Annotated in this window: 19 protein-coding genes; 9 read left to right on the forward strand and 10 right to left on the reverse strand. The window is 37.6% G+C overall.

Annotated features, from left to right (window positions below):
* Positions 1 to 47 precede the first annotated feature (47 nt).
* Positions 48 to 605: a hypothetical protein gene (locus ACNKXS_RS11955; RefSeq protein WP_417921044.1), complete on the forward strand. Its 558-nt coding sequence runs from the start codon at positions 48 to 50 to the stop codon at positions 603 to 605.
* Between the two features lie 120 nt (positions 606 to 725).
* On the opposite strand, the gene cysM is transcribed toward ACNKXS_RS11955, so the two are convergent.
* From cysM to ACNKXS_RS11975, 4 genes are all read right to left on the reverse strand, one after another.
* Positions 726 to 1613: a cysteine synthase CysM gene (gene cysM, locus ACNKXS_RS11960; RefSeq protein ID WP_417921045.1), complete on the reverse strand. Its 888-nt coding sequence runs from the start codon at positions 1611 to 1613 to the stop codon at positions 726 to 728.
* Positions 1613 to 2404, reverse strand: coding sequence for a serine O-acetyltransferase EpsC (gene epsC / locus ACNKXS_RS11965; protein WP_417921046.1), 792 nt, complete (start codon positions 2402 to 2404; stop codon positions 1613 to 1615). Before epsC ends, cysM begins: the two co-directional genes overlap by 1 nt.
* Positions 2405 to 2511: 107 nt before the next feature.
* The gene (locus ACNKXS_RS11970; protein ID WP_417921047.1) at positions 2512 to 3024 is read right to left on the reverse strand and encodes a DUF6155 family protein; all 513 of its coding nucleotides are present in this window, start codon (positions 3022 to 3024) and stop codon (positions 2512 to 2514) included.
* Complete coding sequence (locus tag ACNKXS_RS11975; RefSeq protein WP_417921048.1) at positions 3005 to 5266, reverse strand: FUSC family protein; 2262 nt, start codon at positions 5264 to 5266, stop codon at positions 3005 to 3007. The genes ACNKXS_RS11970 and ACNKXS_RS11975 overlap by 20 nt, the downstream gene beginning before the upstream one ends.
* 144 nt (positions 5267 to 5410) lie before the next feature.
* Here ACNKXS_RS11975 and ACNKXS_RS11980 point away from each other — a divergent pair, with 144 nt between their 5' ends.
* The gene (locus ACNKXS_RS11980) at positions 5411 to 6400 is read left to right on the forward strand and encodes an NADP-dependent oxidoreductase (protein WP_417921049.1); all 990 of its coding nucleotides are present in this window, start codon (positions 5411 to 5413) and stop codon (positions 6398 to 6400) included.
* A 69-nt stretch (positions 6401 to 6469) separates the two neighbouring features.
* Here ACNKXS_RS11980 and ACNKXS_RS11985 read toward each other — a convergent pair whose 3' ends face one another.
* Together ACNKXS_RS11985 and ACNKXS_RS11990 are read right to left on the reverse strand one after the other, a co-directional pair.
* Entirely contained in the window at positions 6470 to 7219 is a 750-nt protein-coding gene (locus ACNKXS_RS11985) for an SDR family oxidoreductase (RefSeq protein WP_417921050.1), read from the reverse strand.
* A 157-nt stretch (positions 7220 to 7376) separates the two neighbouring features.
* Positions 7377 to 8087, reverse strand: coding sequence for an SDR family oxidoreductase (locus ACNKXS_RS11990; RefSeq protein WP_298247184.1), 711 nt, complete (start codon positions 8085 to 8087; stop codon positions 7377 to 7379).
* Positions 8088 to 8305: 218 nt separating this feature from the next.
* Here ACNKXS_RS11990 and ACNKXS_RS11995 point away from each other — a divergent pair, with 218 nt between their 5' ends.
* The 3 genes from ACNKXS_RS11995 to ACNKXS_RS12005 all read left to right on the forward strand — a co-directional run bounded on the left by ACNKXS_RS11995 (position 8306) and on the right by ACNKXS_RS12005 (position 9694).
* Positions 8306 to 8722, forward strand: a complete 417-nt coding sequence (locus tag ACNKXS_RS11995; protein ID WP_295180806.1) for a hypothetical protein — start codon at positions 8306 to 8308, stop codon at positions 8720 to 8722.
* Between the two features lie 71 nt (positions 8723 to 8793).
* Positions 8794 to 9411: a YqaA family protein gene (locus ACNKXS_RS12000; RefSeq protein WP_295180805.1), complete on the forward strand. Its 618-nt coding sequence runs from the start codon at positions 8794 to 8796 to the stop codon at positions 9409 to 9411.
* Between the two features lie 124 nt (positions 9412 to 9535).
* Entirely contained in the window at positions 9536 to 9694 is a 159-nt protein-coding gene (locus tag ACNKXS_RS12005; protein WP_295180803.1) for a YqaE/Pmp3 family membrane protein, read from the forward strand.
* 53 nt (positions 9695 to 9747) lie between these two features.
* On the opposite strand, the gene galE is transcribed toward ACNKXS_RS12005, so the two are convergent.
* Entirely contained in the window at positions 9748 to 10791 is a 1044-nt protein-coding gene (gene galE / locus ACNKXS_RS12010; RefSeq protein WP_417921051.1) for a UDP-glucose 4-epimerase GalE, read from the reverse strand.
* 139 nt (positions 10792 to 10930) lie between these two features.
* Here galE and ACNKXS_RS12015 point away from each other — a divergent pair, with 139 nt between their 5' ends.
* Genes ACNKXS_RS12015 through ACNKXS_RS12030 form a run of 4 tightly spaced genes read left to right on the forward strand, consistent with a single transcriptional unit; the run spans position 10931 to position 14586 of the window.
* Positions 10931 to 11215: a DUF3817 domain-containing protein gene (locus ACNKXS_RS12015; protein WP_417921052.1), complete on the forward strand. Its 285-nt coding sequence runs from the start codon at positions 10931 to 10933 to the stop codon at positions 11213 to 11215.
* A 9-nt stretch (positions 11216 to 11224) separates the two neighbouring features.
* The gene (locus ACNKXS_RS12020) at positions 11225 to 12499 is read left to right on the forward strand and encodes a mechanosensitive ion channel family protein (protein WP_417921053.1); all 1275 of its coding nucleotides are present in this window, start codon (positions 11225 to 11227) and stop codon (positions 12497 to 12499) included.
* Positions 12500 to 12513: 14 nt separating this feature from the next.
* On the forward strand, positions 12514 to 13617 hold the full coding sequence (locus ACNKXS_RS12025; protein WP_417921054.1) for an endonuclease/exonuclease/phosphatase family protein: 1104 nt from the start codon (positions 12514 to 12516) through the stop codon (positions 13615 to 13617).
* Between the two features lie 57 nt (positions 13618 to 13674).
* The gene (locus ACNKXS_RS12030; protein ID WP_417921055.1) at positions 13675 to 14586 is read left to right on the forward strand and encodes a mechanosensitive ion channel family protein; all 912 of its coding nucleotides are present in this window, start codon (positions 13675 to 13677) and stop codon (positions 14584 to 14586) included.
* Here ACNKXS_RS12030 and ACNKXS_RS12035 read toward each other — a convergent pair whose 3' ends face one another.
* From ACNKXS_RS12035 to ACNKXS_RS12045, 3 genes are all read right to left on the reverse strand, one after another.
* Positions 14587 to 14973 carry an acyl-CoA thioesterase gene (locus ACNKXS_RS12035; RefSeq protein ID WP_417921056.1) on the reverse strand — a complete coding sequence of 129 codons (387 nt, stop codon included), beginning with the start codon at positions 14971 to 14973 and terminating at the stop codon, positions 14587 to 14589. It lies immediately after the preceding gene.
* A gap of 123 nt (positions 14974 to 15096) precedes the next feature.
* On the reverse strand, positions 15097 to 15516 hold the full coding sequence (locus tag ACNKXS_RS12040; protein WP_417921057.1) for an NUDIX domain-containing protein: 420 nt from the start codon (positions 15514 to 15516) through the stop codon (positions 15097 to 15099).
* 5 nt (positions 15517 to 15521) lie between these two features.
* The coding region (locus ACNKXS_RS12045) for an aldehyde dehydrogenase family protein (RefSeq protein ID WP_417921058.1) at positions 15522 to 15894 on the reverse strand (373 nt) is incomplete at its 5' end.

The following is a 15894-nucleotide window of genomic DNA, read 5'->3' on the forward strand; positions in this document are numbered from 1 at the left end:
ATTTTGAAATATCAATAATCAATTATTCATCATTAAATTCTTACATCATGAAAAAGTTCATCATTATTATTTTCGTTTTTATTTTAAGTATCGGTGCTCAGGCACAGGATGTAATTCAGCTGGATGAGACCAGAATTAATTTCAGTCCAACTGCAAATCTCGTATCTGAAGATTATCCTAATGGACTTGTGAAGGTCAGGGAGAAATTCGCAGCTCAGTTCCAATCAGATGCCATTGGTTTTACCAAAGCCAATTTCGATATTCATCGTTTTCTAGATGAAGCCGATATTAAATCTGGAGACGTAATTGTAACTCTACGTAGTAATAAAGGTTATTTAGAAGCTACCTACGACGAAAAAGGAAATCTCTTAAAAACCAGCCAGATGTTCAAAGACATCGCATTACCAGCCTTGGTTAGAAACGAAGTTTTTGGAGAATACATGGGTTGGACCATGACCAGAAATAAGTATCAGGCTCGGGGAATTAGCGATCAACTTGACAATGAGCAGTATATCGTAGTTCTTCGGAAAGGTAACGATCGCCAGAGACTAAAAATTACTCCTTCAAAGTATGATTATGGCGTAGCTTCCATTGAGAAGTTCTAAGTATTACAAAGTTGTATAAGATCAGGTGCCGATCGAAACCATCGGAATAAGGGAATATTGTTGACTATAGATCTTTTATGATCTTCATCACAGGTTAACCTTGATCTTATACAACTTAACTTATTTTTCAAATAGGTCTGAGGAAAGATAACGGTCACCACGATCACATATAATAGACACTACCAATCCACTTTCTAAAGATTCACATAATCTAACTGCAGCCGCGGTAGCTCCACCACTACTCATTCCGGCAAAAATGCCTTCTTCTTCAGCAAGCCTTCGACTCATTATTCTTGCATCTTCCTCATTTACTTCCAGCACCTCGTCTACTTTTTTCGCATCAAATATTTTAGGTAAATAAGCTTCCGGCCATTTACGAATGCCCGGGATTCTGGCATTATCTTCAGGTTGAACTCCTACGATCTGTATATCAGGATTTTTCTCTTTTAAAAATGTACTTGTCCCCATAATAGTGCCTGTAGTCCCCATAGAAGAGACAAAGTGGGTAACCTTTTGCGCTGTATCTCTCCAGATTTCAGGCCCTGTCGTTTTATAATGCGCCTTCCAGTTATCATCATTTCCAAACTGATTCAGCATAAGATAATTGCCGGATTTCATCTTATCTTCAGCATAATCTCTCGAACCTTCAATTCCATTATCTGAACTGGTTAAGGTTACCTTGGCGCCATAGGCACGCATCGTCTGGACTCTTTCAATAGTTGAATTTTCGGGCATTACTAACTCAATATCAAGGCCAAATATGCCAGCGATCATCGCTAGTGCGATACCTGTATTCCCGCTGGTTGCTTCGATCAATTTCGTTTTTTTGTTAATAGTCCCGCGATCCAATGCGCTTTTAATCATATTATAAGCCGCACGATCCTTCACACTTCCTCCTGGATTCTGGCCTTCAAGTTTGAAGTATAGTTCTACTCCGGGTTTTGAAAAAACTCTTGTCGCTTTCACCAGAGGTGTATTCCCAACTAAATCTATAACTGAATTGTTCATTATTTATCTGCTGTATTTTTAATATTGATCTGTGGTGTATGAGAAACCATGGAATTAGCCGGAACAGATCTAGTTAGCCAAACATTCCCTCCTATCACTGAATTCTCACCAATTTCTGTTTTCCCACCTAAAATGGTCGCGTTTGCATAGATGGTTACATTATTTTTGATCGTTGGATGTCTCTTTAAATTCTGCATTGATTTATTAACTGTAAGCGCCCCCAGGGTGACACCCTGATAGATCTTAACATTATCTTCTATATTTGCAGTTTCTCCAATGACAACACCCGTGGCATGGTCGATAAAGAAGGATTTTCCAATAACGGCACCAGGATTAATATCGGTTCCTGTAAGACTATGAGCACATTCGGTCATTAATCTTGGAACCAAAGGCAATCCAAATTTGTAAAATTCATGACTAAGCCTGTAAATCGCTATCGCGAAAAACCCAGGATAACTTAAATAAACTTCTTCTACTGAATTTGCTGCGGGATCATTCTTAGAGATCGCTTCAGCATCAAGATTCAAATCCTCTAGGATTCCAGGTAGCTTTGTGAGATAATCACTCCAGATATCCTGGCAGGGCGCACCAGGTTCCCAGCAAACTAGTTTTGCCAGCACCTCGAAGTCCTTTCCCAATTCCATTAAATTTTCTGCAACGGGAGTTTGCTTATCAAATAAAGTGTAAAAAAGCTTTTTTGTAAATGCCTCGGTCTTTTCCTTAATACTGAAATTCAGATTAGGAAGATTTTTCTGAGATTCTATTTGCTTAATTATTTCTTCCAGTTTCATAGCTTTTGTTCTAATTCCAAAAATAATTAAATGCACTGAGAGCAATGTTGATTTAAGTCAATTGTAACTTTTTGTTTCAGCAAACGCTATAAAAATCAGATCTATGATTAAAGTACTCTATCTGCGGAGGTTACAAATTGATAGCTGTTAGTCCATTTGTGGTCGTGACTAAACCTTGCGATATTTTGTATTCGCTTTTCGAACTCCGGGATCACTCCATACTCAGCAACAAACTGCACCGCCTGCTCAAAAGATTTAAATATGCTTTTCTCAAATGCTTCAGTAATATATTCCTGTTCTTCTGAAAAGGTCTGGGCGATTTCCACATTGTAGAACATAACGTCGGCCAGCGCATGTGGTTCCATTCCTAATTTTAGATAATGCTTAATGATCTTATGTGCTACGGAACGTCTTTTTTTGGGACGCCTGTTGTTTGGTGGAAAATACTCCTTCCCTATTTTAAATTTCGCAACCTGCACGAGTTTTTCCTCATTAGGATTGAAAACGAAGTTGTAGTATGTTTTCACATCCTCAAACCTGTTATATAGATCCATGATCTGCTCTTCTAGATCTTCTTTTGAAAGTTCCTTAATGTATTTTTTAAAGGCTCTTTTGCTCATCTAATTTTGCTGTTAATTTTTCGGTATTGATCTCCAGTTTTTCTGAAATATCCAAAAGCCACTCCAGTTGACCGGTAATTAAATGTGCTTCCTGAAGATTCAACCTCGTGTTCTCATCGATCTGGGCTTTTCCTTCGCTTATTTCTCTATCCCTTTCAGTAGCCATCTCATCAAATTTACGATGAAGTGCCTTGCCAGCCTTAGAAATTCCTTCATGTTCCTTCTCGTGCCTGGTTTTATTTTCAAGTAAGCGTACAGAGTTTTTTAGATTGAAAACAATGGTTTTAGTATACATCTCAAAATCTGAGGATGCTTTACTGGTTGGGTGGTTCCTGATATAGGAACCCATAGAAGCTAGTGCAGAAAGAAAGGTATGATTTAAGCCCACAATTTCGTAAATAAGACTTAGTTGTTTTTGCTGAGACTTTGGCTCCTGGGTCATTCTTTGAAATGCTCCGCTAAGTTCTCCCATATCCAGAAAGGCTTTCTTTCTGGCAAGTTTGTAACTAATAGGTAGATTTCCCTTATTATGGTAGTAATCATCGATCTCCTCCAAATATCCCGTATTGGAATTGATGGAATTAGCAATCACATTGTTTAGTTCTTTTAATTCCCATTTTGGCCATAGAATAAAATTGCCAAGACCTGCAAGACCTGCACCAATTACTGTATCAAGGATTCTAAACTGTATCACATTGAGAACTTCAGGCTGGAGAAGCGCATATATAAATATGATACTGAGCGTAATGAATATCGCAGCGGTGGTATAATTGCGTTGAATTAGTGAAAATGCCAGCGTTAAACTTAAAATTCCCAGAAGGGCATACACCGTAGTGTTTTGAGTTATAAAAACTATTCCAATAGCCAGGGCGCCGCCTATGAGCGTTCCTATGATCCGTTTCCTGGTCCTTTGTTTAGTAAGTCCGTAATTAGGTCGCATGATCACGACGATCGTTAGTAAAATCCAGTACGCATTCTGAACCGAGAAATAGGACCCCAGTAAATATCCTACCAGTACTACGATGGAGAGTCTTAATGCATGACGAAAAATAGAACTATTGAACTGAAAATTGGTGCGAAGGGTTTTAAAACTGTATTCCTGCTGAGTTAGAAATTGCTGGACATCCTTATCCTTAAAGATCCTTTTCTTTCCTTCAAGATTTCTAAGAATGCGGTCAATATTATTAATTTTTTGAGATTGCCTGGTCTGGTAATCATAGAAGTTTCTCAGGACCAGCATACTTTCCCTTTTTTCAGAAATGTTGATCGTGTCACGGTATTTTAGTAGACTTTTCTCAACCTTCTTCAATTCTTCGGAAAGCTGATTCACAGGCATCGCGGAATTTTTATGTACTGAAAGCGCAATGAGGTCCAGCTGTTCTGCCATTTTCAATGAAAACTCCTTAAACACTTTTAATTCTATAATATCGGAATCCAGAACTTTTCGCATCTGTGGGTAATCAATAGGATTAGCCATCGCCAGTTCCAGCATATCTACGAGATCTATAAATATGAGCAGCCTTTTTCGAGTATAACCTGAACTTCCCGAGGACATTCTGAAAGTTATAAGAAGTTCCCTCAAACTTTCGTGATGCTCATTAAGTTCGGTTTGCTTCTGGAAAAGTTCTTTCTGAATATTTTCCAGATCAGATTCAGGATCGAGCATTCTTATTCTGAGTCGGAGATAATCTGCGGTTAATTCCATGGTTTCAGCGATCTGCTGTTCCGAGGCTCTTTCAGGCTTTAACAAATACCAGGCAATACTAATAAGCATATAGAATAATCCTCCGCCGAAGATGAGAATGGATTTTTGCCAGATCTCAATTTCAGAAGAAATATTAGCGAAACTAAGTACTACCGCAAGTAATCCGGCAAAAGTAACCAGCGAAGCTCTGAAGCCATATACAGAAAGATATGCTATACTGAACATCATTACTAACAACATGGGTGCCACTGCCCAGCTGAATTGTGCAGAATAACCTGCGATACAGAAGGAAAGTGCACCAAGAAATGCCGCGGCCATGATACCCATGACCTTATGCTTAAAACTACCGGCCACATCACTTGGAGATGAAAGTAAACTTCCCATCGCCATGCTTACTCCTATTTCAAGTAAACCTAAATTGGAAAAAACTGCAATTGGAATTACGATCGCAATGGTTAGAACAATAGCTTTCGAGAAGTCGGTACTTCTTAAAAACTTAATAAGTTCATTATAATAATGTTGAAAATTTATCTTCAAATTTGCGGGTTTGGAACATTGAAATTACGAAGTTGAGCTTAATAATCATCGCTATCTACACTCTTTTTAGGTTTTAAGTTTAAATTATGAATGCATGTTTGCCAAATGAGCAGATGCATATTAATTTGCTTAAAAATAAAAGTTATGAATAAGCAGATATTACTAAAACAACGTCCAAAAGGTAAACCTGAAACTTCAGATTTTGAGATCAAGGATTTTGAAATTTCAGAGGATAAAACACTTAAGCTTCATACAAAATATATCTCTGTAGATCCTTATTTACGCGGAAGAATGCGTGATGAGGAATCTTATATCGAACCATTTCAGGTTGGACAACCATTAGAATCTATGGTAGTTTCCGAAGTTGTATCTTCTAATTCTGAAGATTTTAAAGAAGGTGAACATGTCATAGGAATGCTGGACTGGAAACTAGAGCAGTCGCATGATGGAAAGGGTTTGAGAAAAATCGATAAAGAGATGGCTCCGCTATCTGCATACCTGGGAGTTCTTGGGCTAACAGGATTGACCGCACATCTTGCACTTGACACTATTGGAAAACTGAAGGAAGGTGAAACATTATTGGTATCTGGTGCCGCCGGAGCTGTTGGCAGTGTTGTTGGTCAAATTGGAAAGATCAAAGGATGTCGTGTAATCGGTATTGCAGGATCTGATGAAAAGATCGATCATATCCAAAGTAAATTTGGATTCGACGGTGGTATCAATTACAAGACTACTTCCAATATGAAAGAAGCGATCGCTGAGCATTGCCCTGATGGAGTTGATGTATATTTTGATAATGTTGGTGGAGAAATTCTGGATGCCACCCTTCAGAATATAAATAAAGCGGCTCGTATTATTAATTGTGGTGCTATCTCAATTTATAATGAAACTGGTACACCAACAGGACCAAGACCTGAAGGAATTCTTATTAAGAAATCTGCATTGATGCAGGGGTTTCTGGTAAGAGATCACCAGGAAGAGTTTCAGAGAGCTATACAGGAACTCGCCGGTTGGTTGAAATCCGGAAAACTGAAGTATGATGAAACTGTCGTAGAAGGATTTGAAAATACTCCGCAGGCATTTATTGATCTATTTGATGGTAAGAATACTGGTAAAATGGTCGTTAAGATTTAATGATCATTTCAAAGCATAAAAAAAGCCCGGATTTAAGCCGGGCTTTTTTATTTATTATACTCTTAGATACTATTGTTCCTGATCTGTTGGCATGATAAAAACATCATTCACATTTGCACGTTTTGGCTGTGTTAGGGAATAATAGATCGCATCTCCAATATCCTGAGCTTCCAGCGGAGTCATCTCTTTAAAATTGGAAAGTAATCCTTCCTTAATCTCATCATCTGTGATGGAATCTGTAAGCTCTGTATCCACGAAACCTGGTTCAATAGATGTCACATTAATTCCGAATTTAGGTGCCAGCTCCATTCTTAATCCTTCAGAAAACATTTTTACTGCAGATTTTGTAGCACAGTAAATGGCTCCACCAGGATAGATCTTATTAGCAGCACTTGATGAAATATTAATGATATTACCCGACTTCTGTTCCATCATCGTTGGTAATACGGCTGCTACTCCATTCATAACTCCTTTAATATTAACATCAATCATCTTATCCCATTCATCTGTATGCAGATTTTTTACATAAGATAAGGGCATTAGACCGGCATTATTGATTAGACCATCAATACTATTAAATTCTTTCTTAGTTTTCTCGACCAATGTCTTGAAATTATCTTTATTGGTAACATCACCGGTTACTACCAGCGCTTTTCCAGCGTTTAATCCATCTACCTTCTTTTTTAATTCATTCAGACGTTCTTCTCTTCTAGCAGTCAAAACTACATTAGCACCTTCCTTCGCTAATTTCAGTGCAGTTGCTTCACCAATTCCACTAGATGCTCCTGTAATAATAATCGTCTTTCCTTTAATACTCATAATCTTATTCTTTTGATTTTTGTGCAAATTTAATGGATGGGTAGCCTGAAACCTTAGAGAATACAGGCTTTGTCTTCAATTTAACCTTAACTCCTAAAGCTTGTTAATGAAAAAAGCCACTCGAATCGAGTGGCTTTAAAAAAAAATGATTTTAAACTTATTTCTTCGGTGGACGAGCCGGTCTTACTTCAATTTTACTTGGAAGCGTTCTTGGATTCATTTTCAGAAGATCTCCAACTAATTCTCCAATGTCCTCACTTTGGATTTTCCAGGCATCTTCTTCTGAAGGCTCGTTGCCATTGAAATGCGTTGCAACAGATCCAGGCATGATGGTACTTACTTTGACTCCCTTATCTCGAAGATCCAGCATGATTGCCTGAGAAAAACCTGTGACAGCAAATTTACTGGCATTATATGCGGCTCCTCCTGCAAAATAGTTCGTACCGGCAAGACTTGAGATCGTAATAATATATCCTTCAGTTTTCTTCAATGCCTCAACACTAGCTTTTACTGAATAAAATAGTCCGTTTAAGTTTGTATCTATAGTATCCTTCCAGTCTTCTACGCTCAACTCATCTACTGATCCAAAATTACCAACCCCGGCATTAGCGACAAGAACATCAAGCTGCCCCCATTTGTCCAGTAATTGCTTTACAGCTTTCTGCTGACTTTCATAACTACGTACATCTGCTTCCAGACCAAGAGCTTCTCCATTCGCAGATAATTTCTTCGCAGCATCTTCCGCAGAAGATAAAGACCTGCTAGTAATAGCCACTTTATAACCCATTTTAAGAAGCGTTTCAGCAACTCCGTATCCTATCCCTTTACTACCTCCGGTGATTAGTGCAGTTTTATTATTTGTACTCATAACTTAAATTTTTTTGAAGTTTAAAGCTAAGAAAGGCTTGAAGTACATAGAAATTTCTGGCGGTAAGATATTGTTAATTTTAAAGGTTAAATACTTAATAAAACCTATCAAAACACTTTTATAGAAATGTAAAAAAACTAACTTTGTCTGCTCAGGTAAAGAGTAGGATTACACCTATAGTTACCTAATTAGTACTGACCAATTTAATAGAGAAAACCTTGGAAAACATTAAAGCACAAAAGTTACTTAATAAGATTCAGCGTGACCTTATGCGCAACGGAATCATTATCAATACTATCGTAGAAGACCTTAAAGAGTTGAGAAAACTGGTAGTTGAGGAGAATATTCCACTTTTGGCAAAAGTTACAAGGTTGGCTCATGAACATATTAGTGAAAATCAGGACTTTCTCATCGCTATTCCAGATGATGTACCAGTTGAACTGGACGAAAATGGTGATCCTATCGAAATTGAGACTGAAGAAGAAACTGAAGTTGAGAATTCAGAAGAAATTACAGGACAGGAAAGTCTAGAGTATATGTTATCCTTAATGGCCGAACATTCTAATAAGTTGAATGAAGAAGAACTTCGAGAGTATGTGAAGGCTCTTAAAGCTGATGCTGGAGAGGATTACTAAGAGTCCTGCACCTATAACGGATCACAATTTTAGGATTAGAAATTGCTACTATAAAGAAAGAAGGAGAATTGATGAAAGACAAAGCGAAATCTAAAAAGAAGTCGCGAATCCGCTTATTGCACCAATACTACAGTTATACCGGTTTTTATTCTTTCGTTCTTGGGAGTTTAAGAAAAGCCGTTTTACCAATTGTACTATTTGTAGCTGCTTTGTGGGCGATCGATCACTTTCTCCTGGATATCGAAGATATGCTGGTTACTGTAACTGAAACTTACAGTCCGTGGCAGGTATTATCTATCTTCTTTCTATCAGAATCCTTATTAGGCCTGGTTCCTCCAGAGCTATTTATCGCCTGGGCTGGAAAGTCTGCTATCCCATTTCTGTATTTATCATTACTAGCTTTAGGCTCATACCTTGGTGGGGTCGTTTCTTACTGGATTGGTGTTTCTATCACTAAGATTCCAGCCGTGCACAATGCGCTGGAACTTAAACTTGCCAAACATATTAAGAACACCCGTAAATGGGGAGGTTTTCTAATTATTGTTGGAGCTTTACTTCCTATCCCTTTTGCGATGACCAGTATCGCCGCAGGAATTATTAGATTCCCTTTTCCAAGTTACCTTATCTTCGGTTTACTTAGGTTTGCCAGGTTCTATTTATACGCCCTGGTTATATTTGAAATGGTTTAACGCTTTGTTAGAGGTTGCTTATAAACTTTTCCCAAGGTTTATGGCACTTATTGAGTATCCTTCTACCTTGCGAGCCTGTTGAGCAAAGGTTCAGCAGAACTATTAACCAAATAAATCAAAAGCTATGTCAATTCTTACAGTTGTTTTAAACATCCTATTACCACCATTGGCCGTGTTCATGAAACATGGACTCGGAGTTACATTCTTAATTAGTTTATTGCTAACGGCCTTAGGTTGGATTCCAGGTGTAATTCACGCGTTTCTTGTTAACGGAACGAAATAGATAAAAAAGACCGGCAGTTGCCGGTCTTTTTTTCTTTGATTAGTTTTCAATAGTTAATCCTGATCTTCTTCCTTTTTCTCTACTAGCTTCTGCCATTTCCAGGCACTATCCAACGCTTCATCCAGAGATCTTTTTGCTTTCCAGTTCAAATGATCATTTGCTTTATTAGTATCTGCATATGCTGCAGTGATATCCCCTTCTCTTCTACCCACTATTTTATAAGCCAGATTCTTTTCAGAAACTTTTTCGAAAGACTTGATAACTTCGAGAACTGTATTACCGTTTCCTGTTCCAAGATTAAAAACTTCGTAATTCTGATTCTCATTTTCCGATAGTAGACGTTTTAATGCTGAAACATGAGCTTCTGCAAGGTCCATAACATGAATGTAATCGCGTATAGCTGTTCCATCTCTGGTAGGATAATCATCCCCATATACAGAAAGTTCAGACCTTTTTCCAATCGCAGTTTGCGTAATGAAAGGCACTAGATTTTGCGGAGTTCCAATTGGAAGTTCCCCAATTTCCCCAGAATGATGTGCTCCAATTGGATTGAAATAACGCAAGGAAATTGCCTTTAAAGCCTGATTGACCTTACAAGTATCCCTGATGATCTCCTCACCTATCTGCTTTGTATTTCCATATGGAGATTCAGCTTGCTTTACCGGTGCATTCTCAGTTATAGGTAACTCATCAGCCTGTCCATAAACCGTACATGAAGAACTGAAAATAAAGTTGGCCTTCTCCCTATTATTTAGTTCATGCAATAAGTACACTAAGGTTGAAAGGTTATTTTCGTAATATAATAATGGATTTATGACACTTTCTCCAACTGCTTTAGAAGCAGCAAAGTGAATTACGTTTTCTATATCCGGATACTTCTCGAAAAAATCTTTTACTGCAGATTTTTCCCTGAGGTCTATATTTTCAAATTCAGGGGTTTTACCGCTAATTTGAGTTATTCCTCCAAGAACATCTATCGATGAGTTCGAAAGATTATCTATGATTACCACTTCAAATCCTTCCTGTTGTAAGGCTACTACGGTGTGTGATCCAATAAAACCAAGACCGCCAGTAACCAGTACTTTTTTATTATTCATAATTTCATTTTACGGTCGCAAAATACTAAAATTGCCAGATAACACTTATCACTACTTTATTAAATTGCTCACAAAGCATAGCCGTTAAACGAGGTCATCTATATAATATCAATTATCTTTGTCCCTCAAAATTAGCTTTATGGCTTTGAAACATAAGATTACTGTATTTAAGTGGGTTAGCATACTGGAAGGTATTTCATTTTTGGTATTATTACTCATAGCAATGCCTTTAAAATACATTCTGGATATGCCGGCTATGGTTAAACATGTTGGTATGGCACACGGAGTACTTTTTGTAGCTTATTTTGTAGGAGCTTTATTACTTATAAAGCCAATGAACTGGGGACTTAAGCAGATCGCAATCATTTTTGGTTGCTCATTTATTCCATTCGGACCATTTTACGTAGAGAAAAAATATCTCTAACATTTAAAAATGGAAAGCATGATCGATATTATTTGTTTTTTCGAAGATCTATTCCTCGAGTATGGAATGAATCCTGTTCTGGCACAGTATTTAAACCTGTTGATCAACATTGTTGCACTAACGTTTATCGTGTTTGCAGCTAATTATGTAGTTAAACATTTTGTGATTGAGGCCATCAGTGCCTTTACCAATCGTACAAAAACCACGATAGACGACTTTCTTATTAAAAGTAACTTCCCGAGATATATAGGGAGGTTTGTACCTATCTATATAGTTTACGAGTTATTCCCTTTAATTTTTATAGATTTTCCGAAGATCTTGGAATTCTTCTTTTATACAATGAAGATCTATATCATCATTCTGGTGGTATGGATATGTCGTAGTGTGCTTCGTTCTACAAGGAATTATCTGAAAACGAGATCTGAGTTTAATGACAAACCACTGGAAAGCTTCAGCCAGATCATCATGATCTTTCTTTGGATCATTGGTCTAATGTTCATGTTTTCGGTCATTACAGGTAAATCTGTAATTGGATTCGCAATATCCTTAGGTGCCGCTTCCGCAGTAATTTTACTGATTTTTAAGGATACAATCTTAGGTTTAGTTGCCTCCATACAAGTGTCTGTAAATGATATAGTTAGAATTGGAGACTGGATCACATTCCAAAAATTTGGCGCAGATGGAACGGTAACGGAAATTAATCTTGCAACGGTTCGGGTACAAAACTGGGACAATACTTATACCACTATTCCAACCTATAGTCTAATTTCCGATTCCTTTCAGAACTGGAGAGGTATGCAGGAGTCTCCAGGAAGAAGAATTAAACGTTCGGTTTTTATCAAACAGAATTCCGTAAAATTTCTAGGACCCGAAGACATCGCTAAGCTGAAAAAGATTCAACTGATAGCTCCTTACCTGGAAAACAGGCAATCTGAAATTGACAAGTATAATGAGACAAATAATATAGATAAGAGTGTACTTATAAACGGAAGGAATCAAACAAACCTGGGAATTTTCAGGAAATATGCAGACTCATATTTGCAGGATCATTCAGCTATCCATAAAGAAATGTATCTCATTGTAAGACATCTTGCTCCTACACCTAACGGAATACCTCTGGAAATACTGTGTTTCAGTAGAGATAAGAGATGGGAAAATTTTGAGTATATTTCCGCAGATATTTTTGACCATCTTATCGCTGCCATTCCATATTTCGATCTTCAGTTATTTGAAGCTCCCTCTGGTGATGACATTCGTAATTTTCTTTCAAAAAGATCAAACTAACTAATAAACCAAAAATGAAATTAAAACCTTTTCTACAGGGCTTCGGAATTCTTGCCGTACTAATCACTTTAATTCCGATCGTCGCTGTAGACTTTTGGTGGGTGAGAATGTTCGATTATCCGCATATTCAGCTAACGTTGCTTACACTAATGGCAATTTTCGCTTACTTTTTAAGGTTTAAAATTTCAAATTGGAGAGATTATGCTTTTATGATCATACTAGTAGGTTGCTTTATCTACCAGTCTGTAAAGATCTTACCTTATACACCATTTGTTCCTTATGATGTTGGAAAACCAACAGAAACGGTTAATGATCAAACGGGTATGATGTTACTAACTTCCAATGTACTTCAGAAAAACAAAGAGAAGGCGATCCTGATCGAAGAGATGAAAAAACTAAATCCCGATGTAGCTGTTTTTACTGAAACTGATATTAAATGGGCAAATGCCATAAAAGTAGGTATTGGCAATAATTATCCATATAAAGTTGAAGTGCCTCTTGATAACACCTATGGGATGCTTTTATATTCAAAATTTAAGTTGAATAATTCTCAGGTGAAATATATCGTGGATGATAGTATTCCATCTATTCACACTGAAATTGAACTACTTTCCGGGGATAGGATTCAATTACACGCAATACACCCTACTCCTCCAATGCCACAACACAATCCATCATCTTCAGATCGAGATGCTGAAATGATGAAAATTGCTCTTGAAGCTATGGATTCTGATATTCCTGTTGTAGTGATAGGAGATTTTAACGATGTTGCCTGGTCGCAAACTACAAGTATGTTTCAGACTGTTGGTGAATTGCTGGACGTGAGAAAAGGACGTAGTTTCTATAATACTTTTAATGCCAAAAGTTTTATCATGCGCTGGTCGCTGGATCATATATTTGTTTCTGAAGAATTTAGAGTAGAAAAGATCGCTTTGGGAGATGATGTAAAATCTGATCATTTTCCATTTTACGCCCAGCTATTTTTACAAGCAGAGCTGGCAGAAGAGCAAAAGCCTGATGATGCTCCGGAAGATGAGATCAAGAAGGCGAAAGAACAAATTGCTGAAGAAGAGAAGGAAAATACAGAGAAAGGTCCAAATGGATCAAGTAATCAATAATTCTCCTGGGTTTTACTATCCTCCTCGAATTATTTATTTTTATAGAAACAGGAACTCATGCAAAGTCAGGCGAAACAGGAGCTAGAAACGATAGAAGGATCGTTTAATCAATTTTATCAAAATTTAATTGATCAATTACCTGGTATTGGACTCGGTTTAGTGATTATCGTTTTAGGTGTGCTTATTGGCATCTGGTTGGGAAGATTTTTCACCAGACGAATATCTGCCAGAACTTCAGATCCTTTAATGAGTAAGTTTCTTGGTAAGGCTATTAGGTTCCTGATCATTATTACCTCCATTATGCTTGCCTTGAAAGCTGCGGGTCTTGGAGGTGTTGCTACCGGTATCCTTACCGCAGCCGGAGCCAGTGCTGTTGTTTTGGGTTTTGCGTTCAAAGATATTGGTGAAAATTTTATCGCGGGAATAATTTTAGCTTTTAATCGTCCATTTGATGTAAACGATACTGTAGAAATTGGTAATAACTTCGGAAAAGTGAAAGCCCTAGAATTCAGATACACAAAGCTGAAAACATTTGATGGAAAGGATGTGTATATCCCAAACAGTGATGTATTAACCAAACCAGCGACCAATTATACTGAAGACGGATTTTTTCGGTGGAGCTTTATAATAGGGATTGCTTATGAAGATAATATTGATGGTGCTAAAAAGACAGTGATGGAAGCCTTACGAAAAGAGCCAACCGTCATTGAAGATGCAGAACATCAAAATTTTGTTATCGAGGATGAACTTGCCACCAGTACGGTAAATCTAAAAGTGTTTTTCTGGGTGGACACTACCGATTTCAGAATGCAGGCGATGATTACAAAAGGAAATGTTGTAAGAGCGGTAAAAGAGGCATTGGAAGACAATGGCTACTACCTGCCTGCTGATATTCAGGAAATTAAGTTATATGGTGGCGAGACAGACTTTCCTGTTGGTGTGGCTACTAAAAAAGAAAAAACCGACTAGTTATTTGAGTCGGTCTTTTACAAATTCTACTTTATTCTTCCCATGTGGTTTGGGTTTTCCATCGTCTCCTAAAGCTACCATAACAATTCGATCTACAGTAATTATGGTTTCTCTGGTCATTTTATTTCGAACTTCACATTGAAGCGTAAGAGAAGCGGTTCCAAATTTGATTACCTCGATCCCAATCTCCACGATATCACCCTGGTGAGCAGAACTTCGAAAGTCTATCTCACTCATATATTTAGTAACGGTTTTTGGATTTTCCAGTTGAACTATACTATATAAAGCACATTCTTCGTCTATCCATTCTAACAAACGGCCACCAAATAAAGTTCCGTTAGGGTTTAAGTCTTCAGGTTTAATCCATTTTCTGGTATGAAATCTCATGTTTTTATTTTTGAAGATAATTAAAAAGACCCGCTATATAACGGGGCTGTAATAGAATTAGCATATTCTGAAAAAACTAAAATCAATTTAGAAATTCTTCAAAAGATGATTCATAAAATTAGATTATAAGAATTGCTGTGCAACATTAATGATCTCGTCATGATCGAATGCCAGTTCCATGCCAGGCAAGTCTTCCAAGGCGACCCATCTGGCATCCCGGGCATCATCTGAAGGAGAAAGATCTTCTTCACAAAATATTCTGGTTAAGAATGCTATAGAAATTGTATGACCCCTAGGATCACGACCCGGATTACCAAAGGCCTGTACCTGTTCCATACTTCTAACAACTACGCCGGTCTCCTCTTTCAGTTCTCTCTTTGCGGCAGTTTCCAAGTCCTCCCCTTCATCTACAAATCCGCCAGGAAGTGCCCATTGATCTTTAAATGGCTCATTCTTACGCTGAATTAATAAAACCTTGAATTGATCGTTTGTCTTACAGAATACGACGCTGTCAACTGTTACTGCTATCTTATTATCTGCCATAAAGTTTATTTTATATAGACTGTTTTTTTATTTACAAATGCCTGAATACCGTCTAAAGAAAGTTCCCGACCATAACCTGAAATTTTGGTTCCTCCAAATGGAAGTCGCGGATCACTTTTTACAAGCTCATTGACGAAAACTGCTCCATCCTCAAATTCCGGAATTATATTTCTTGCAAAGTCTAAATCTTCCGTAAAAATTGAAACTCCTAAGCCAAAATCTGAACTATTTACAAGTTCAATAGCTTCTTCCGCAGTTTTAAATCTGGTGATACCAATTGCTGGTCCAAATGTTTCCTCTTTGAAGATGGCCATCTCCTTAGTTACCCCATCCAGAACCGTAGGTTGCATATAAGCACCATCTCTTTCACCGCCAATG

It is taken from the genome of Christiangramia marina, from assembly GCF_048285865.1.
Lineage (GTDB): Bacteria > Bacteroidota > Bacteroidia > Flavobacteriales > Flavobacteriaceae > Christiangramia > Christiangramia marina.